This window comes from Bradyrhizobium sp. 142, from assembly GCF_023074015.1.
Lineage (GTDB): Bacteria > Pseudomonadota > Alphaproteobacteria > Rhizobiales > Xanthobacteraceae > Bradyrhizobium.
Genome location: NZ_JADPKQ010000007.1, coordinates 15,523 through 34,177, shown reverse-complemented (window position 1 = coordinate 34,177; position 18,655 = coordinate 15,523). Strand labels below are relative to the sequence as shown.

Genomic DNA, 18,655 nt, shown 5'->3' with positions numbered 1-18,655 from the left:
GGCGCGCAAGCGCGCGTCCTTGACCGCTCCTGCGCGCGCCGCCGTCGAGATAGCGCGGGTCGGGGCGGAGAAACGGGCTTCAAGTCGAACAAAGAAACCGACAAGGAGGACTAACCCGGCGGCAGTATCCGTGGCATGACCATCTCGGCGGAACCGTCCACGCCTTCCGGCTCCGCTCCACCTCCACAACGAAGGCGACAGATCACGAGCTACAAAAGTACGACATCTTCACCCGCTACGGACATGACCGCACTCAATGTCGAGCTCCTGCCGGTGGCCGACAATGATCGACTGGTGGGAATGATCTCAGATCGCGACATCACCACGCGCGGCGTCGCCATGGGCCGAGGCCCGGACACGCTGGTCCGCGATATCATGACAATCGACGTCAAATACTGCTTTGAGGACCAGGATATCGCGGAGGTCACGCGCAACATGGCCGACATTCAGGTGCGGCGGCTACCAGTGATCAATCGCGACAAGCGCCTCGTCGGAATCATTGCGCTCAGCGACATCGCGCTTTCAGCGCCGGATGACTGCGCGGCGACCGCCCTGAACGGAATCTCCCAGCCTGGCGGACAACATGCGGGGGCGGTCACCGGCTAAAGCACGAGCTAAAAGTTGCGACATCGATCGAACGCGCCGCAAGGCAAATGTAGAGGACATCATCCGATGACGACGGTTGCGACCCTGCTTGCCCGAAAGCAACAGCTATTGGAGCGGCTGCAGGACAATCCCGGCCCGAGCGAGCGGGACGAAATTCAGCGCCTGCTTGAACAGATCGACGCCGCGTTGGACTCGCTCGAACGATCGCGGCCTAGCCACAGCAATGCGCAATAGCACTGCGAGCGCCAACCATGGGACTGAGGCCAGGACGCCTACGCGGCGACTATGCTGCGAATACCATCTGCGATCGATTGGCTCGCGGACAGGATCGTGATCTTCTCCGCTACCAAGCCGACGTCGAGACGGAACGGTGGTATCGTATCCGAGATAATGATCCGATCGACCAAGCCACTCGCAACGAGCTTCTGCGCGCCGGGAAGGAACAGGCCGTGTGTGGCCGCCAGGATGACATAGGCGGCGCCGCCCCGGCGGCAGGCTTTCACGGCGCGCAGCATGGTCGAGCCGCTGGCGATCATATCGTCAAAGACGACCACGGTCCGTTCGCGGACGCCGCTTGGAATCTCTTCGGCGCTGACGATGTGATCCAGTCGCCGTTTGCCCAGCGCGCCCAATTCGACATCTTCATTCATGGTCGTGCTGAGGGCATCGCGGAACTGTTCTGCGCGCTTCACCCCACCAATATCAGGCGAAATGACTTCGATATCCTGGTCGGCGAGAGCTTTGCCGAAATGCGTGGCGAAGAGCTGGGCACATTCTATGTTCACCGCCGGTATCCGAAAAGCGTTCTCGAACGCGGCGGGATTGTGCACGTCCAGCGTCACGATAGCGTCTACTCCCGCGGCTTCGACGAGTTGAGCAATATACCGCAACGACAGTGCCTCTCCAGGTTTCGTGCGCCGGTCCTGCCGCGCGTAGCAAAGATAGGGCGCGATCAAGATCACGCGCGCCGCGCCTGAATCCTTCAGAGTGCCCGCCAAGAGCAAGACATCGCAGAGCTTGTCGTGCACGCTGCGCGATGGCCCGTCATATAACGACTGGATAATGAGTGCATCCCGCCGGCGTGTGTCTGCCAGCGCCCTCATCTTCCGCTCGCCGTCCTCAAATGCCCTTTCTTCATGTTCCGCCAGGCCGGTGCCCAGGCATCCGGCGATTCTTTCCGCTTCGGGACGGCTGGCCTCACAACCGAAGATCACCGGCGTATGCATCAGAGCCCCGCTGCGATGCGAATCCCCAGAACCAGAAGCACGCAGCCCACAAGTCCGGCAATGAAAACCACACGCACCCAGGGCTTGCGCAAGATGATCTCGCCCTGCCGCGTCTTCTCGGCGGGATAGCTTCGGGTACCCTCATTTGTACGCGAATGCGCCACATTTTGCGTTTCAAGCATCTGCATAACCGTTGCAAAGGTGTTCCACTGCAGAACCTCAAAGGACTTAAGACACGTGACTCGTGTCTTGGCGTCTGCCCAGGATAACTATCCATGGCAAGATGCGATCCCTGGACCAGGCAATCCTTGCGAAGAGTTGGCCAAGAGAAGAGTTGGCCAAGACAAGCGTCAGTTCCGAGCGTCGCTTTATGGAACGGTGATTTGGCTGAGGCGTTCGTTTGTTGGGGCTTGCAGTCAGAGGAGACAGACATGAGGAAGCTGATCCTGATACTGCTCGCCGGCGCGGGTGCGCTCATCACATCGAGCGCCTATGCTGCTGATGATTTTCAACGCGGAGACGGTTCGCCTCTGCTTCATCAGGCGCGGCTTGTTTGTGATGACACCGGCCGATGCTGGCACACCAGAGGCGATCGCCGCGTGATAATTGGAGACGACTACTATTACGGACCGCGGAGATACGATTACTACGATCGCTACTATCACCGGCCAGGTATCGGTGTTCATGGGCCAGGCTTCAGCTTTGGAATCGGCCCAGACTGGTAGTCGTCGCTTGATGCGCCATTCAACGGACCGGCGCCGCCGAGCCAGACTTGAGAACTCGGCGGGCCGTACGGGAACTTCCCGCCGAAGATCAATCCGCTCGGACGCTGGAGCGCTGAGCAGCCAAAAAATGCCGCTCGGACCTGAGCGCATCGGCGCCGCCAGCGCTGTCACCCTTCGTAAGGTGGCGCTGCATCAGTCGGCAAAGCACGTTCACCGAATGATATCGTTCCGATCAGGCAGCAGATCGTCCTTGCTGATGATCGACTAGCCAGAGAGCCCGCACCTCTTCAGGCAACGCATGGCGGACCTTCTCGACCTGATGAGGGTCAAGATGATGATTCAAGACCCGGAACGTTGCTTGCGCCGCATCGCCCGCGCCGATTGGCCGCAACGAACTCAATTCTGCCGAAATGATCCCGAGAAACTCGGCGGCAGAACGCCAGTCTTTCGGGACTTCACTCGGCCGCCACTGATCGTAGTAGAGGCCTCGGACCAGCAACGGAAGTTGGGCACCCAGGTGTGCGGCAAGATTGACCGGGATCCGATCACGAATGGTTCGAAGCACCGTTCCCAACGCATGCCATGCAAGCTGCTTGTCATGCGGCAAAGTTGTCATCATCTCATCCAGCCACGTGTTTGTAAGGTGGATCGTTCTGTCGAATACGTCGAGACCTGTCGCACTCATGATAGCGTCCTTTGGCTTGACGGTAGCTAGACGGACAACGTCGTTCGCGATCATCGGTTCTCGATTGTTGGGCGATTGATACCGCGTGCGGCAACGCTGGTGGAGATCTTTACGTCCCCGCGCGGACCCCGAGTGAGTCCGACACAATTGCCGCCCGGCCAGTTCCATCGGCGCGGGGTTCATTACTCATCTTTAATGAGGCCAGCCATCTTTCATGAAACCTCTGCAGATGACTTCCATTGACACACATGCCGATGCGCCGTTGCCCGGCGGGCATCTGTTCTCACGATTGAACTGGAGAACGGAAATGAATGAACATCTCGTGCAGCGCCGCGAACGCTCACTGGAAACCCCCTCGGAATTCCATCCGTTAATCTACAAAGCTGCAATCGGATTTGTGGCTCTTTTCGTCATAGCAGCCTGGCTGGCCTTCGATCGGCGAAGCGATATCGAACTTCCCCTCGGGATAGTGAGCGTGCTGATGCTCGTTGCGGTGCTGCTTCCCTACCTTCTTTGGAGGGTATGGCGCACAGGTCAGGCACGACCACCGACGCTGAGGACCAACAAGGGCTTCGGGAAATGGATGGAGGGGTCGACCCAAGTCTGGCAAAGCAGGCTCAAAAACAGTGATGCTGCCATCGACATGTTGTTACCCCTCGCGGCGATGGCGCTCGGCCTCATCGCGCTGGGCATCGTATTCGCTTTGAGCTGAGCGCAGCCGACTGGTCTCCGCCCGCATCTAACAGCTCGAGCTCAACGCTCGATTGTTCCGGTCCGGCGGATCTTCTTTTGCAGGAGCATCACACCGTAAAGGAGGGCCTCTGCAGTCGGAGGGCAACCGGGGACGTAGATATCCACGGGAACAATGCGATCGCATCCGCGGGTCACCGAATAGGAGTAGTGATAGTACCCTCCTCCATTGGCGCATGATCCCATCGAGATCACATATCGAGGTTCCGGCATCTGGTCATAGACCTTGCGCAGCGCAGGCGCCATTTTGTTGCACAACGTGCCGGCCACGATCATGACATCCGACTGCCTTGGGCTGGCACGCGGCGCAAATCCGAAGCGCTCTGCGTCATAGCGCGGCATCGCCATTTGCATCATTTCGATCGCGCAGCAGGCGAGCCCAAACGTCATCCACATCAATGAGCCGCTTCGCGCCCAGGTGATGAGGTCATCGGCCGCGGTGACGAAGAAGCCCTTGTCGGCGAGATCACCCCTGACGGCGCCGAAAAACTCATCGCTTATTGGTTTGCCGGTTCCCGGGTCCAGGACCCCTCTGCCGGCGGGCACGATCAACGGACGGTCCATGCCCCTCTCCTGTATGGCTCCGTTTACCCAACGCGCAGGCAGCTGCACCGTTCGTATCGTATGCGCTATTTCTCGCGAACACCAAGCGGTCCCTCGAGCTGGACGCAACTTGAACTGCCGGCTCAGCTTCCTATATGAGGCTGGTAGTTGATTTGGATCGCTTCGGCCCTCGCTAGGGCAAGCTTCGGCGACGACGATGTTCTTCGATCGCCCCAAAATCCACGACTGCACCCAATCACCTTTGGAAGAGCGTCGCGCGGCTTGCGCTGGGCGACTTATGGATGGACATGATAGCTTCTGAACGCAGGGGGGTGGCGGTTGAGCCGCGCCTCAATATCAAAATGCCTCGCAATCCCCAAATGCGGAAAGCCAAGCACGCCCGCAACAGCGTCGGGACCAGTTCGTCCCGAAATGCACAAAAACACTACGAACGCTATCTGGCGCTAGCCCGCGCCGAGGCGTTGAAGGGCGACCGGATTGCCGCGGAGAATTACTTTCAACACGCCGATCACTATCTGCGATTAATGCACGATGATGGCGCGGCCGCATCTTCTGGTGGCCGCCCTTAGCGGTCGCAAACCACCGCCGTTTGCGTCACCGACTATAAATGCCGACGAGTTCGGCCTGCCCGAGCATGTGCTTTTCAGCCGACTTCCAGATATCGGCAACGGACATCTCTGGAGCCCGCGAAAGCGCTTCGACATCCAGCGCCGCCAGCTTGAAGTGGTAGTGATGGGTTCCGTGTCCCTTCGGCGGGGCGGGCCCGTGGTATCGCGGCTCGCCGAAATCATTGATGCCTTTTCCGAGCCTCTCCGTTTTGGTCTTGGCGTTGGTCTTGGCGTTGGTCTTGGCGCCGTGGCCGATTCCCTCCGGCAGCAACGTGAGTTCGCCCTTGATGTTGTAAAGACCCCAATGACGAAAAGTGCCGGATGGCGCGTCCGGATCCTCAACAACAAGGGCAAAGCTTTTGGTTCCCACCGGCGGATCCGACCACTCCAGCGGAGGTGACAGATCATCTTCATCCGGCGTGTATTTCGCGGGAATTCGGCCGCCATCGCCGAATGCCGGGCTTTTCAAGCTGAACGTCATCTGCGTTCTCCTGATACTTGCACCGCCTGATACTTGCACCGCCTGATATTTGCGCCGTCGCTCACTTGCGCGGCGAAGCAGTTCCCCTGCTTGCCACCTCGGCTCGCGGCGGGCATTCCTTCGCTATTGGACCGCGCGGATCATGTGAGTGGCGGCGGACTGCAATCCCGCTATCTTGGGATCCTCGGGAAGACGTTGGGTTCATTGGGCAGCTGGCCTACGGTCACGCTCAAGGGGTTCACTTTTCCTTGTCTAAGCATAGCGATCTGAATCCGAGAGCCCGGCGCCGTTGCTTGGATCTTCCTGGTCAATTCGCTCGCGTTCTTGATTTGCTCGCCATTCACCGAGGTAATCACGTCCCCGGTCCTTAATCCCGCGCTCGCCGCGGGACCATTCTCCTGAACGCGTGCCACGATCGCGCCGTGGAGATCGCTTCCGCCCAGGCTGTCGGCAAGCTCCGCAGTGACCGATTGAACCTCAACGCCCATCCACCCGCGCGTTACCGTGCCCTTGTCTTTCAGTTGCGGTATCACCGTCTTAACGGCGTCGGCGGGAATCGCGAACGCAACGCCTACTGAGCCGCCGGAAGGCGAAATGATCATGCTGTTGACGCCGATGACTTTGCCGCTTGTGTCAAAGGTCGGACCGCCAGAATCGCCCTGGTTGATCGGCGCATCGATCTGGATGAATTCCTGCGCAGAACCAGTCTCGATGTTGCGTTCGCGCGCCGAAACAATGCCGGCCGTGACCGAGCCTCCGAGCCCGAACGTATTGCCGGCGGTCAGCACCCAGTCGCCGACGCGCGGTGGTTGATCGGCGAGTTGCACGTAGCTGAAGTCGCTGCGACCGTCGACCTTGATCAAAGCGATGTCGCTCAAAGAATCCCTTCCCACCACTTTCGCGGAGTAGGTCTTCTTGTCATTGGTACGGATCTCCGCCGTATCACTGGCTTCCACGAGGTGACTGTTTGTTACGGCATAGCCGTCAGGAGAGATGAAAAAGCCAGACCCAATCGTGACCGTGCGTGTCGCCTTTGGCGCGGTACCGTGATCACGGGCATCCGGCGGCGATTCCTCGTCGGGCTGACCGAATCCGAACGATTGATCCGGCAAGGAATTGGACCTCGGAGCTTTGGAGCTGACCGCTACCACGGCCGGTACAATTCTTTCGGCGAGATCTGCGAAGTTATCCGGTCCAACATTGCTCCCACGGTCCGCAATCTGGCGTATGAAGTTCATGGGCACGCCCCGGGATAGGGCCTGTTGTGCGGGATTGATGGCCAGTGCCCGCTCGCCAGTCGCAACCGACAAGATCGTGGACGCGATCGCGCCGCCAATCATGGACGCCCGACGGCAGCTGAAAGGTCGTTTTGTATGAGTCATTTCCGCTTCCCTTCCACTGCTTGCCGGCCTTGATTGCGGCTTCTGATCGAACCGCAGTTTCGTTGCGCACAAGCTTACGCGTTTATGGATATCGATCGTTTATGGGCGTCGGCGCTTTTATGGAGCGTCCGGCGCTCCCTGCAATCATCCCTCGGCAATCGTGGACGCAACGATCTGTCTGAAGGCTAGTTCCACTCCATTCTCGGGCTGCTTTTCGGGTTCGGGCTCGACGATTGCGATTGGAAAGATAATTGGCGGGTCGTCGATCCGGATCTGCTGCATGGCGGCCTCCCATTCGCAAATTCATCGATCGATTTCACCAAACACGATGTCCAGCGAACCGATGATTGCCGAGACGTCCGCCAACAAATGGCCGCGGCTGAGCAAATCCATCGCCTGCAGGTGCGCGAACGAGGGGGCGCGGATCTTGCACTTATAGGGTTGGTTCGTGCCATCGGAGACCAGGTAGACGCCGAACTCGCCCTTGGGGGCTTCCACTGCCGCATAGATCTCGCCGGCCGGCACGCGAAATCCTTCTGTATAAAGCTTGAAATGATGGATCAGGGCCTCCATCGAGCGCTTCATCTCGCCGCGCCGCGGGGGAAAGACCTTATTGTCCTGCACCGCAACCGGACCCTGTCCGTCGGAAGCGCGCAGCTTTGTGATGCACTGTCGCATGATGCGCACCGACTGGCGCATTTCTTCCATGCGGATCAGATAACGGTCGTAGCAGTCACCATTTTTGCCGATCGGAATGTCGAATTCCATTTCCGGGTAACACTCATAGGGCTGCGCCTTGCGCAGGTCCCAAGCGGCGCCGGAACCACGCACCATGACGCCGGAAAAGCCCCACTCCCAAGCTTCCTTCAGCGTCACTTTCCCGACGTCCACATTGCGCTGCTTGAAGATGCGGTTTGGCGTCAACAGCCGATCTAGGTCGTCCACTACGCGAAGGAACGGATCACAAAAGGCTTCAATGTCGTCAATCAGCTTCGGGTGAAGATCCTGATGCACGCCGCCGATCCGGAAATAATTTGCGTGCATGCGCGCGCCAGACGCTCGTTCGTAAAACACCATGAGTTTCTCACGCTCTTCAAATCCCCACAGCGGCGGCGTGAGGGCGCCGACATCCATAGCTTGGGTCGTGATGTTGAGAAGATGCGAAAGCAGGCGCCCGATTTCGCAGAACAGCACGCGGATCAGTTGGCCGCGACGCGGCACTTCGAGGCCAAGCAATCTCTCCGCTGCGAGGCAGAACGCATGCTCCTGGTTCATCGGTGCGACATAGTCGAGGCGGTCGAAATACCCGATCGCCTGCAGATAGGTCTTGTTTTCGATCAACTTTTCGGTTCCGCGGTGAAGCAGCCCTATATGAGGATCGACCCGCCGGACAACCTCACCATCAAGTTCCAATACCAGCCGAAGCACACCATGGGCCGCCGGATGCTGCGGTCCGAAATTAATGGTGAAATTGCGAAGGCCCTCTTGTTCCATGGGCGAACTCAAGTCTTGTGCGCCGGCAGTTCAGCCAATCGCCGAACGCATGCGGCCGTCCGGACCCCTTGGCAGGCGCAAAGGCTGTCGGCGCAACAGCCCCGAGCCGACGGGCCTGCACTTTTCGACCTGCGAAGCGCCAAACATCTCCAGGCATTGTTGTTCCTAACGCCGCCAGGCGAGACGTGATATGCCGCGCGCTTTTTGGAAATCAGTTACGGGATGGCGGTTGATAGAGCCTGAACTCTGCATAGTCAGGCTAAACCAGACGCAGGAACCGATGGCTAAGGAAAGCGTCGCCAGGACATATCTCGATCATCGTCGCGTCGCACCTGAGGGCCCGTTCCGACGACGGCGGCTATACGTGGTTGGCGAAGCACCTGGCGCCGAGGAAGTCGCACAGGGTAGGCCCTTTGTCGGGCCGCCCGGCAGGGCATTGCGCGGGATGCTAAATGAGGCCGGGATCGCCCCCAACAGGTGCGTTTGGCAAACGCCATCACTTTCCGACCGATCGCGTATTCTAAAGACCGCAGACCACGTAACCGCAGCCCAACAATTGAGGAAGTGAATCATTATGGAGCAGCAGTGCTGAGTGACATCCGTCGTTCTAGGCCGGGCGTGATCGTTGCTCTTGGCAGCACCGCGTCTCGCCTGTTTGGCGAATCGCAATCGATCCGTCTAACGCGCAAGGCAAAGCTCCAATTTGAAGGCTACCCGCTCCGCATCACCTTCCACCCGGCCTACGTGCGCCGCTTCAGTGGACGCAACGGCTACAAAAGGGCTAGGTGCATTTCCGGCCTATAGGTGCTTTTCATGCCGAGGCCCAAAGCTGACGGGGGGCGAGTCAGGGGAGCGCTACCTACCTACGTTCCCCGAGCGCCGGTCGCTTAACGAAAAACGCTGATGTCGAGGCTCCAATTCGACCCCGAACACGCCGTCGCCTTCGAGATAGGGACCGGTACAAGCGTATGGCTTTCGCCCATTTTCAACCGTAACACCCGGTTGTGCGTAGCTCATCCATGGAGCCGCGCGGCCCAACAACACCATTTTACCGGGCCCATTTTTTTCACAGTTCCAAGCATCCAATGTATCCGCGTTGGGGTCGGAGCGGGACATCACCATGGCCGAACCATGGCTGACAGCCAAAGGTGGAAAGAGCGAAGGGATCAGGTAGCTCGCTATCGAGTGTTGGAGCAGGAGACCACCGACCCGCTCGCGGCGGGTTTGCTCCGTGATATCATTTCCGAGTTGGAGGCCGATCTAAGCGAGGTCACCGAGATAGACAGGGAAGTGATAGCTACGTGCGATTGCGCGCGAAGGCCCGGCGTGATCGAATTCTACGGGCGCACGGTGTCATGCTTGGTCCGGAGCCTTTCTGAGTCCGGCGCCGCATTGGATGTGATTAGCCCACTTGGAATTCCGGATCGTTTTACATTGGCGCTTCCGTTGGAAGGGACAACCCATCGCTACCGCCTCATATGGCGGAGGGAGATAGAAATCGGCGTGACATTCCAACGGAATAACCTTCGCTGATGTGAGTCAAGCCTCGGCCCTCGCGCACGCGGACGGAACGTAAGGCGTGATCTCGCGCGTCTCCGTCAACCTGATCATATGCACAGGTGGCGCATAGCGCCCCTTGTTGCACGACCGGCATTTCAGGGGAGGCTTCAAGCGACGATCGGCCTCTCGGTACCTTCTCCCAAGCCTCTCATCAGCTTTCCTCGTCAGATGTTTCAGCATGGTGTTGCAGGGCTGACGCTGCGCCAGCGTCGTCAGCTGGCGCTACCAGCCGGCGTCGTACCCGCGGATGACCGCCGTCTCACCGTGCTGCACCGGCGAGAATGTGGACCATCCTCGCTCTGTTTCGCAGCCGCCAGCCGGGCGGGCTGCGACCCCATGGCTGTTCACCGGGCGGAACAGTTTGACATCGGAGGCGTTTTTCGCACTGAAGAAACGCGATTGGTGGGACGCATGTGCTGATGCGAAACGGCCGAACTGTGCTTACGCTTAAGTGTCCCGCGTGCAATCGGGCGACGCCGCATCGGTTTCTTTACAACAAAAACGGTTGCGACATCTTTCAATGTCATGACTGCGGACTGGGACGCACCGAGGCATCGAGCTTCGATCCCCTCGCTTATTATGACGATGGCTACTTTTCTGGCCGTCAGTCCGACGGCTACGCCGACTATCGCGGCGCCGAACCCGTGCTACGGCGCGAATTCGCCCGCACGGTCGAGTTCATCCAGCGCCGCAAGCCAAAGGGCTACCTGCTCGAGATCGGTTGCGCCTACGGCTTCTTTCTCGATGAAGCCCGCCGCGCCGGATTTGAGGTGAGCGGCATCGAGCCGGCGGAGGCGGCTGCTGCCAATGCTGGCGATCTCGGCTTGAACGTCGTCTGCGGCCTGCTGAGCGACGCGACTCTCAAGTCGCTTGGCACCCTGGATGTCATCGTCCTCCTCGACGTCATCGAGCATCTGCCCGACCCGCAGGAAGCCCTCGCGCTGTTCGCGGACCATCTCCGGCCGGACGGAATCATCGTGCTGACGACCGGAGACTTCGGTTCCCTGGCGGCGCGGTCGACCGGGGCGCACTGGCGCCTGATGACGCCTCCGCAGCACCTGTGGTTCTTCAACCGCGACAGCATCGCCTCTTTGGCCCATTCGGTCGGCCTTCGCATCGAGAGTTCCGATCACCCGTGGAAATTCGTGCCGTTCTCGCTGATCGCCTTCCAGGTCGGTCGCATGCTCGGCCGCAAGATCGCGGCCAGCCCGACCGGCAACCGGTTCGCCATTCCGGTGAACCTGTTCGACGCGATGCGCGTCGTCTTGAGCAAGGCGCCCCCATGTCCGGACAAGCGCCTCCCATGACAGAGCGCCTCAACCTCGGCCAAATTGTCTTGCTCATCACCTACGCGGCCGGCATGGCGGCGGGCCAGCTCTTGTTCAAGACCGCCGCGCTGCGCCTCGGCGACGGCTATGCCTTACCCACGCGTGCGGTGCTGCTGTTGCAGAACGCACCGTTTATCGGCGCCATCGTGCTCTATGCAGCCCTGTTCGTCCTGTGGGTCTGGCTTTTGACGTTCACGCCGCTGTCGCGCGCGTATCCGTTCGTGGCGGTCGCGTTTGCGCTGACACCCGTCCTCGGCGCGCTGGTGTTCGCTGAGCCGCTGTCGGCGCGTCTCCTGGCAGGAATCGCAGTGATCGCCTGCGGTCTTGTGCTTGTTGCGGGTTAATGAGAATGACCGGCCGGATTCGCAATCCCTGGGTCGTTGTCCCGGCGTACAATGAAGCGCCGGTGGTCGGCAGCGTCGTGTCCGGCATTCGCCGCGCCGGTTACCCGGTCGTCGTGGTCGATGACGGCTCCGCCGACCGCACCTGCGAGGTCGCGTTGCTCGCAGACGCGGTCGTCCTTCGGCATCCGATCAACCTCGGCCAGGGCGCCGCGCTGCAGACCGGCATCGACTACGTCCTCGAGCAGCGTGCGGATGGGCTCGTCACGTTCGACGCCGACGGCCAGCATTCCCCCGCGGCCATCGCGGCGCTGCTCGCAGCGATCGAGCAGCCCGGCATCGATTTCGCGCTCGGCAGCCGCTTTCTCACCGGCGCGACCGCCAATCTGCCGGTGTCGCGCCGCATCCTGCTCAGTGCCGCGATCTGGTTCACGCGCGCGAGCACCGGACTGCCGGTCACCGATACCCACAATGGCCTTCGGGCGATGACCGCGCGCGGCGCCTCCGCAATTTCCTTACGACAGAACCGAATGGCGCACGCGTCCGAGATCCTGCACCAGATCGCGCAGAGCCGCCTGCGATTTGTCGAGGTGCCGGTGAACATCGAGTACAGCGCCTATTCGCTGGGCAAGGGTCAACGCCTCGCCGATGCGATGACCATCCTGATCGATCTGTTTGCGCGGAGGCTCTACCGATGATCGCGCAGCTGTTGCTCACGGCCTTTCTGGCATTGGTTCTGGTCTACGCCTGGTCGGTGCATCGGACGGTGCCGATCATCGGCTTGCTCGCGAGCGGTGCTGCGCTCGCCGGCCTCTACTTCGTCTGGGTGCCGGAGCATGCCAACGCGCTTGCGGCCTTCGCGGGAATCGGCCGCGGCTCCGACCTCATCGTCTACACCTGGGTCGTGATCAGCCTGCTCATCATGCTCAACTTGCATCTCAAGCTGCGGCTCCAGCTCGACATGATCACGCAGCTTGCGCGCGCCGTGGCGATCGATCGCGCCAAGGAGAGCCGGCGTGAGGCAGGCCCCCCGCGAAAACGTCGCCCGGTCATGTTGGGCCGAAAGGCCGAGGCGCCCCTGATCGAATCGCAGGCGCAGAAGTAGATGCCACTGCCAAGTCGCGCCGGGACTTGGCGTCACTCACCGAGCCCGCGACGATTGGCGTAGATTTTGGCGAACGGGCGGCCAAATCGCGTGACCACATCAACCAGTACGGCCGTCGTACCGTCGGCACAAGGCCAGCGCTCGGTGGCGATCAGGTAGTCGGCCTTGTCCACATGTGTTTCGACAATCCAGTTACGACGGACCATCACGCCGGCCAGTTGCTCGCGCCAGCCGAGGCAGACCAGCACGCGCGGTGGATCGCCCGCGAACCGGCCTTCGGCGTCAATTCGATTCTCGAGGCGGCGCAGCGCCTCGGGAACCGCCATGCTCCAATAGTCGAGGTCGAATCGGCCATAAGCGCCGGCGACGCCACCTGCCAGACTGTTCATCGCGATATATTCGAGCGGATGCAGGATGACGAGCGTCACCACGATGACGGCCGTGTGAGCGAGCCCGAGGGCCGCGGGCACAATCGGGAGGCGTCGCAAGAACGGCAAGAGGCTTGTGAGCCCGCGCGCGGCCACGACGGCGAGCATTGGGATCACGAACAATACGTGCCGGACACCGTCATAGAGCGTCGAGCCCTGTAGGATGAGCACCCCGATAGGCCCGAACGCTGCCACACTGACGACAAGCGCTGCGCGCGATCCTGCGAGCTCGGCCGCCATTGGTCGCAGTCCCACGACGCCGGACCGGCGCAGGGCGCCGAGAGTGGCGCGGGTCCACGAAGCTGCAGCACCGATCCAGACCCCCATGCCGATCAACAGCAACGCCAAAAAGCCCTCGGGCAAACGCGCCACGAGCTGTCCGGGGATGTACCAGGCCGGGAGTTTATCGGTGAACGTGCGCCGGCCCCAGTTCTGGAATTCGAACGAAGTGTCGAGGGTAGCAAAGTGCCGATAGGCCTCGAGGAATTGTGTGATCGGATGTCCAGTCTGCAACCACGGCCAGAGCGCGATCGCTGTCAGCCAGGCGACGAGGATGACGAGCAGCGTATGCAAGGCGATCTGGCGCAATTGGCCATAGCCCGCGCGGCCATGGCGCAGCAGCTCCTCGAGCGCGCACAGGCTCATGCCACCGACGAGGTAGGCGTGCGTGATCACCCCGCCGGTGCGTGTCGCAATGGCGAGGCCAGTGGCAAGGCCGGTCGCAAGGGTCAAATGCCAGCTCGGCCCCCCCTGTTGCACCATCAGGACGATCGCGAGGGTCGACCAGCTCATGGCGAACAGGAACGGCACGTCGATTGGGGCGAAGAACAGGTTGCCGTACAGGTAGCCGGTCAGCAGGCACAGGGTGAGCGCCGTCAACCCAGCCCAGTGCCCGACCGTGAGTCGTGCCATCGGCACGACGGCGGCGAGCCCAGCGAGGCCGAACAGGAAGGTCATGGCGTGTCGGACCGTGATCGGGCTCGCAATCTCAAGCGACTGCACGGCCGCGACGAGCATCTGAAACCACGGTCCATACATCCACAGATACTCTTCGACCGTCTCGAACTGAGACCGGTCCGCAAAGCCGCTCGCGTACCAGGCAAGCGCCTTGGGGCCGTACTCGTCGGTGTTGAATTCGTCGGTCGACAGCCCGTAATCCGCGGCGGTCGCAAGCCCGATGACCAAGGCCACGCCCAGCACAAGGAGCACGAGCAACGTCTCGGCATGGCGAGCGGCAAATGCGAGGCCGAGTTTCGGCCTCGCAAATCCAAAGCCATCGCCATCCACCCGTTCAAGCACCATGCATCGTCCTCAACTGGTTGCATGACAACGCACCGGTGACGCCCGGAATGTGGTGGGAATTCGCGCGGCGGAATCGCCACATTGCTACTGCTACCAATGCGATCGAACGGCTCAACGAGGAGTTTCAAGCGGCGGGTCGAGACGCACACGGTTCTGCCTTCGGCCGACGCCTGTCTCACATCGGGCGACACTCGCTCAACCGTTTAATCGGGAAGAACCCCAGCGCACCTCAAGTGTTGTCCTTGGCGTAGGCGTTCATAACGCGCCGCAAGGGAACTTTGTTCCGAAGTCTCAAATCAGGTCTCCTAAGGCGATAGCAATGGCGATCCTTATCACCGGTGGTGCCGGATACATTGGGAGCCACATGGTGTACGGACTCGCTGATCGTGGCGACCAGCCCGTCGTGATCGATGATTTTTCGTCAGGCTTCGAATGGGCAATACCATCCGGAGTTTCGGTTTTCGTTGGGGACGTCGGGGATCACCGGGGAGTTGCGTCGCTGATCGCGAAGTATTCGATTTCGGAGATCATTCATTTTGCGGCTTCTGTCGTTGTTCCGGAGTCGGTTGCGGAACCGCTTCGATATTATCGCAACAACACCGCAAATTCCCGAAGCCTGTTTGAGATCGCAATCAGGTGTGGGGTGCGGCGTTTCATCCTCTCGTCGACGGCTGCGGTGTACGGGAATCCGCCAGCAAATCCTGTCACGGAAGAGACACCCATTGCGCCTATTTCACCTTACGGCTCATCCAAATTCATGGCCGAAACAATCCTGCGTGATGCTGCACGCGCTCATGGCCTGCGCTACGTCATCTTGAGGTATTTCAACGTAGCAGGTGCCGATCCTGCTCTGCGCACTGGACAGGCAACGCGAGGGGCAACGCATCTTGTCAAGGTTGCAGCGGAAACCGCCGTGGGTCTCCGAGAGAAGATGCAGGTTTTCGGCACCGATTATCCCACGCCTGACGGGACCTGCATTCGCGACTATATCCACGTGAGCGACCTCGTAAACGCCCACTATCACGCGCTTTCGTACCTGCGCGGTGGTGGAGAGTCCCTGACGCTAAATTGCGGCTACGGCCGCGGCTTTTCGGTCTTGCAGGTGATCGAGGCCATGCGCCACGAATCCGGAAACGACTTTCCCGTCGAACTTGCCGCCCGCCGGCCTGGCGATCCGGCGGAGATCGTGGCGTCGGCGGAACGGATGCGCAATCTGCTGGGCTGGAGGCCCCAATGGGATGATCTTTCCCTGATCGTCCGCCACGCGCTCGCTTGGGAACGCAAACTGTTGGCCCAAAACGCAAGGCTTCCGTCCAGGGTGTCTCAGCTGTCCCACTCCGTCCCATTGTCGGCAATTGGCAAGGTGAGACACGACGGGCGCCTGCCGTAGGTCAGCCGGGCGCAGCTGGACTCACTGCCAAAGAGCGCTTCCTGGCCGGCGATCCACATCCCGACGCGATCATCGTCGGCGACGCGGGGCACGCTCTCGACGAGGATGGGTCCGTGGCCTCGTCGGCGCGCACCTCAGCCGGCGGCGATCCTACTGGGCGCGGGTCCTTCCCCGCCCCCCAACCCCTACGGCTCAAGCGCGCCCCGAAATAGCGCTAGCCGCAGATCCTGGAATCTGAGTTGACACGGTTGACAGGTTGACACCTCGCGGTCGTCAAGGTTGACAGGGCTGTCAGGTCAGAAAACTCCGACTTCGGGTGGCGAGATTCCGGGGCGCGCTTGGGCCAGGCCTACCGGCGTCTCGGTGCGGCCGTGACCATTCTCGAACGCGACAAGGCGATGCCGAAGGACGATCCCGAACTCGCCTGCGCGCTGTTGCAACGCTTAGTCTAGCCGCTGAAGGAATCGCCATCCGCGAAAACGCGGAGGTTAAGGTCGGCGCACGCGGCGGCGGGAAATCCGCCTCACGGTGGAAGAAGCGGACCAGTCCATGGAGGTCTCCGGGTCGCACCTCCTCGTCGCCACGGGACGCAGGCCAAGAACTGCCGGACTCGGATTGCAAGCGGCAGGGGTCGAGCATGACGACCGGGGAATAAAGGTCGATCAATACCTGCAGACTACGAGCCGCGGCATTTATGCCGCGGGCGACGTGATTGATGGTCCGCGCTTCACCCACGTATGCTCGTATCACGCAGGAATCATCATCAGAAATGCGCTGTTCCGCTTGCGCGCGAAGGTCGATTACCGATCCCTGCCATGGGTAACGTACACTGATCCGGAGCTCGCGCAGATCGGACTGACCGAAGAGCAGGCACGACCCGGCCCCGTGCCGCACGGATCGCCCGCTCGCGGTAGGGCAGTAGGTCCTTGTTGCGCATCGCAAGATCGCAGAGCCGCGGCAGGATGATTTCGTTGTAGAAGCCCATCGGGAATCTCCTAGCAGCGCGGTTCGATTGTCTTGCTGATCTCGGCGGGCGCGGCAAAAATCACGTCGGCGCGATCGCCCATCATTCCGGCCGGCACGAGCGCAGGCGCGCCGCTTTGCGGGCCATCATTGCCAGAATCCGCCTTGCGGCCCCACACGCCCGCGAGGCTGGGGCCGGTCATGTTGCGATCCGGCTCAAGGGAGTGACAGGGCATACAGGCCCGGAAATCCCGTTCGCCTCGCGCGGCAGCATCCTGCTCCGCGAGAACAGGTGAGCACATCAGGATGGTAGCCAATGCTGCAAGAACCGGACGATGCATGCTCAATCTCCCTTGGAGAGATATTTGATCAGCGCTGCAGCCGCCAAGATCAGAACGATGACGACCAGGGCGAACGTGAGCCCCATTCCTCCCATCATTCCTGACGTCATGTCGTTCATAATGGTTCACCTCATTCGGTTGGCTCGGGAATCAGCTCCCGACGCCGCGTGGACCTGATCGGCGGCAGAGGCAGAACTTCGGCGGGAGACTGGGCGGCAGACCGACGCCCTTGACCAGCCCGAAGATCGCCGAGATCACGATCAGCGTCAGCAGCGTCGAGGAGATCATGCCGCCGATCATCGGCACCGCAATGCGCTGCATGATCTCGGATCCGGTGCCGGTGCTCCACATGATCGGCAGCAGGCCGGCCATGATGGCGACCACGGTCATCATCTTCGGCCGGACGCGCTCGACAGCGCCTTCCATGATGGCGTGATGCAGGTCCTTCCGTGTCCGTGGCCGCCCGTGCAGCGCGCGATCCGCCCCGATCTCTGCGAGCGCATGGTTTAGATAGATCAGGACTGCAGGGACAACGATCGTGGGCGCGCTTTCATGTAAATCGCGGGGCCTCTCTCCAAGAGTTCAAAAGCCCTGCGAAACAAGGGTCTGCAAATTAGATCGCGGGGTTTCTTTGGTGAAAGCCAGAACTACGACGTTCTCGCCGGCGAGGCGGCGGAATGCCTGAGCGCCAACGCAGCCGTCAAGCAATGCCGAGGCCCTGTCACGCAAGCCAAGCCACGTCGGCGCCGTGGCCTTCAGCCGCAGCGGGGATCCCGCTACGGGCGACTTCGGCGACGCCAAGCTGATCCGGAAGTTCGGCGAGGTGCCGGACGATCTCAGCACGCTGTGAAGCCTCGACCAGGTCTCGCCCGACGCTGCCTGGGACCCGCCGGTCTTGAACGGGCCCGCACCGAGTTGGACGAGAAGGAATTGAGAAAATGCGCTCATCGTCGAGCTCACGGCTGGCTGACCTCGGATCAATTCCTCTGCGCGGTCCAAGTGCCTGCACACCGCGATTCGCCCGCGCGACCGCTCCAGATGCCTCTGCCCGACGCTCCGGACAGCCTGCCCGATCCCGATGCGTACTTCTGTCCGACTCTGACCGAGGCGCGAACGGCCCCAGACGGCGCCACACGGCCCCTGAAGGTCAGGATGTTCGGGTGGCTGACGTTGCCGTTCACGACGTTGACCGTAAAATTGTAGGCCGGGTCGCAAGCGCCGCGCTGGGTGACGAAGACCAGATTCCACATCCCGTCGAAGCGGGAGCCGGCGAACGCCTGCCTTTGGAGTCCCAGGCAGCATCCGCCGAGCACGAGGCATACGGCGAGCATCCGCGCCGTCCGATGAATGGCTTGCCGCACTTCGTCGCTCCTGGT

21 protein-coding genes and 4 pseudogenes are annotated in these 18,655 nt (G+C 61.0%); 12 read left to right on the top strand and 13 right to left on the bottom strand.

The genetic code is table 11. The annotated features are described in order from the left end of the window. Positions 1–243: 243 nt before the first annotated feature. On the top strand, positions 244–606 hold the full coding sequence (locus IVA82_RS00925; RefSeq protein ID WP_247385662.1) for a CBS domain-containing protein: 363 nt from the start codon (positions 244–246) through the stop codon (positions 604–606). Between the two features lie 66 nt (positions 607–672). Further along, a complete protein-coding gene (locus IVA82_RS00920) occupies positions 673–840 on the top strand; it encodes a hypothetical protein (RefSeq protein WP_247385656.1) in 168 nt (55 codons plus the stop codon). Positions 841–878: 38 nt separating this feature from the next. Here IVA82_RS00920 and prs read toward each other — a convergent pair whose 3' ends face one another. Next, positions 879–1,832, bottom strand: a complete 954-nt coding sequence (prs, locus tag IVA82_RS00915; protein ID WP_247385654.1) for a ribose-phosphate diphosphokinase — start codon at positions 1,830–1,832, stop codon at positions 879–881. After that, positions 1,832–2,014, bottom strand: coding sequence for a hypothetical protein (locus IVA82_RS00910; RefSeq protein ID WP_247385645.1), 183 nt, complete (start codon positions 2,012–2,014; stop codon positions 1,832–1,834). The genes prs and IVA82_RS00910 overlap by 1 nt, the downstream gene beginning before the upstream one ends. A 249-nt stretch (positions 2,015–2,263) precedes the next feature. On the opposite strand from IVA82_RS00910, the gene IVA82_RS00905 reads away from it, so the two are divergent. Continuing rightward, the gene (locus tag IVA82_RS00905; protein ID WP_247385635.1) at positions 2,264–2,557 is read left to right on the top strand and encodes a hypothetical protein; all 294 of its coding nucleotides are present in this window, start codon (positions 2,264–2,266) and stop codon (positions 2,555–2,557) included. A 232-nt stretch (positions 2,558–2,789) separates the two neighbouring features. On the opposite strand, the gene IVA82_RS00900 is transcribed toward IVA82_RS00905, so the two are convergent. Next, positions 2,790–3,242, bottom strand: a complete 453-nt coding sequence (locus tag IVA82_RS00900; RefSeq protein WP_247385665.1) for a DUF2267 domain-containing protein — start codon at positions 3,240–3,242, stop codon at positions 2,790–2,792. Positions 3,243–3,549: 307 nt separating this feature from the next. On the opposite strand from IVA82_RS00900, the gene IVA82_RS00895 reads away from it, so the two are divergent. Beyond that, positions 3,550–3,954, top strand: coding sequence for a hypothetical protein (locus IVA82_RS00895; RefSeq protein WP_247385633.1), 405 nt, complete (start codon positions 3,550–3,552; stop codon positions 3,952–3,954). Positions 3,955–3,995: 41 nt separating this feature from the next. On the opposite strand, the gene IVA82_RS00890 is transcribed toward IVA82_RS00895, so the two are convergent. Then, positions 3,996–4,556: an NADH-quinone oxidoreductase subunit B gene (locus tag IVA82_RS00890; protein ID WP_247385663.1), complete on the bottom strand. Its 561-nt coding sequence runs from the start codon at positions 4,554–4,556 to the stop codon at positions 3,996–3,998. A 281-nt stretch (positions 4,557–4,837) separates the two neighbouring features. Between IVA82_RS00890 and IVA82_RS00885 the strand changes: the two genes are divergently transcribed. Next, the gene (locus IVA82_RS00885; protein WP_247385631.1) at positions 4,838–5,125 is read left to right on the top strand and encodes a DUF4167 domain-containing protein; all 288 of its coding nucleotides are present in this window, start codon (positions 4,838–4,840) and stop codon (positions 5,123–5,125) included. Positions 5,126–5,150: 25 nt separating this feature from the next. Here the strand turns inward: IVA82_RS00885 and IVA82_RS00880 are convergent, their stop codons facing one another. From IVA82_RS00880 to IVA82_RS00865, 4 genes are all read right to left on the bottom strand, one after another. After that, the gene (locus IVA82_RS00880; RefSeq protein ID WP_247385629.1) at positions 5,151–5,645 is read right to left on the bottom strand and encodes a YbhB/YbcL family Raf kinase inhibitor-like protein; all 495 of its coding nucleotides are present in this window, start codon (positions 5,643–5,645) and stop codon (positions 5,151–5,153) included. A 170-nt stretch (positions 5,646–5,815) separates the two neighbouring features. Continuing rightward, a complete protein-coding gene (locus tag IVA82_RS00875; RefSeq protein ID WP_247385627.1) occupies positions 5,816–7,027 on the bottom strand; it encodes a trypsin-like peptidase domain-containing protein in 1,212 nt (403 codons plus the stop codon). Between the two features lie 144 nt (positions 7,028–7,171). Next, positions 7,172–7,309 carry a hypothetical protein gene (locus IVA82_RS00870; protein ID WP_247385625.1) on the bottom strand — a complete coding sequence of 46 codons (138 nt, stop codon included), beginning with the start codon at positions 7,307–7,309 and terminating at the stop codon, positions 7,172–7,174. Positions 7,310–7,330: 21 nt separating this feature from the next. Next, positions 7,331–8,521, bottom strand: a complete 1,191-nt coding sequence (locus IVA82_RS00865; RefSeq protein ID WP_247385624.1) for an NADH-quinone oxidoreductase subunit D — start codon at positions 8,519–8,521, stop codon at positions 7,331–7,333. 1,979 nt (positions 8,522–10,500) lie between these two features. Between IVA82_RS00865 and IVA82_RS00860 the strand changes: the two genes are divergently transcribed. Genes IVA82_RS00860 through IVA82_RS00845 form a run of 4 tightly spaced genes read left to right on the top strand, consistent with a single transcriptional unit; the run spans position 10,501 to position 12,855 of the window. Beyond that, positions 10,501–11,388 (top strand): class I SAM-dependent methyltransferase, encoded by an 888-nt coding sequence (locus IVA82_RS00860; RefSeq protein WP_247385622.1) that lies wholly within the window; start codon positions 10,501–10,503, stop codon positions 11,386–11,388. After that, on the top strand, positions 11,385–11,753 hold the full coding sequence (locus IVA82_RS00855; RefSeq protein ID WP_247385620.1) for a hypothetical protein: 369 nt from the start codon (positions 11,385–11,387) through the stop codon (positions 11,751–11,753). Before IVA82_RS00860 ends, IVA82_RS00855 begins: the two co-directional genes overlap by 4 nt. A gap of 5 nt (positions 11,754–11,758) precedes the next feature. Further along, positions 11,759–12,448 (top strand): glycosyltransferase family 2 protein, encoded by a 690-nt coding sequence (locus IVA82_RS00850; RefSeq protein ID WP_247385619.1) that lies wholly within the window; start codon positions 11,759–11,761, stop codon positions 12,446–12,448. Further along, positions 12,445–12,855: a DUF2304 domain-containing protein gene (locus IVA82_RS00845; RefSeq protein WP_247385618.1), complete on the top strand. Its 411-nt coding sequence runs from the start codon at positions 12,445–12,447 to the stop codon at positions 12,853–12,855. The genes IVA82_RS00850 and IVA82_RS00845 overlap by 4 nt, the downstream gene beginning before the upstream one ends. Before the next feature lie 32 nt (positions 12,856–12,887). On the opposite strand, the gene IVA82_RS00840 is transcribed toward IVA82_RS00845, so the two are convergent. Next, positions 12,888–14,585: a hypothetical protein gene (locus IVA82_RS00840; RefSeq protein WP_247385616.1), complete on the bottom strand. Its 1,698-nt coding sequence runs from the start codon at positions 14,583–14,585 to the stop codon at positions 12,888–12,890. A 319-nt stretch (positions 14,586–14,904) separates the two neighbouring features. Between IVA82_RS00840 and galE the strand changes: the two genes are divergently transcribed. After that, positions 14,905–15,975 (top strand): UDP-glucose 4-epimerase GalE, encoded by a 1,071-nt coding sequence (galE, locus tag IVA82_RS00835; RefSeq protein WP_247385614.1) that lies wholly within the window; start codon positions 14,905–14,907, stop codon positions 15,973–15,975. 528 nt (positions 15,976–16,503) lie between these two features. After that, positions 16,504–16,713, top strand: a pseudogene (locus IVA82_RS00830) (FAD-dependent oxidoreductase); the annotation flags it as partial. 133 nt (positions 16,714–16,846) lie between these two features. Here IVA82_RS00830 and IVA82_RS00825 read toward each other — a convergent pair. The 3 genes and pseudogenes from IVA82_RS00825 to IVA82_RS00815 form a co-directional block, all read right to left on the bottom strand. Continuing rightward, positions 16,847–16,960: pseudogene (locus tag IVA82_RS00825) on the bottom strand (SAM-dependent methyltransferase); the annotation flags it as partial. Positions 16,961–16,970: 10 nt separating this feature from the next. Continuing rightward, positions 16,971–17,255, bottom strand: coding sequence for a hypothetical protein (locus IVA82_RS00820; protein WP_346659659.1), 285 nt, complete (start codon positions 17,253–17,255; stop codon positions 16,971–16,973). Between the two features lie 237 nt (positions 17,256–17,492). After that, positions 17,493–17,828, bottom strand: a pseudogene (locus tag IVA82_RS00815) (efflux RND transporter permease subunit); the annotation flags it as partial. Positions 17,829–17,885: 57 nt separating this feature from the next. Between IVA82_RS00815 and IVA82_RS00810 the strand changes: the two are divergent. After that, positions 17,886–18,129 (top strand): annotated as a pseudogene (locus tag IVA82_RS00810) (hypothetical protein). Between the two features lie 127 nt (positions 18,130–18,256). Here the strand turns inward: IVA82_RS00810 and IVA82_RS00805 are convergent. Continuing rightward, entirely contained in the window at positions 18,257–18,640 is a 384-nt protein-coding gene (locus IVA82_RS00805; RefSeq protein ID WP_247385610.1) for a hypothetical protein, read from the bottom strand. Positions 18,641–18,655 lie beyond the last annotated feature (15 nt).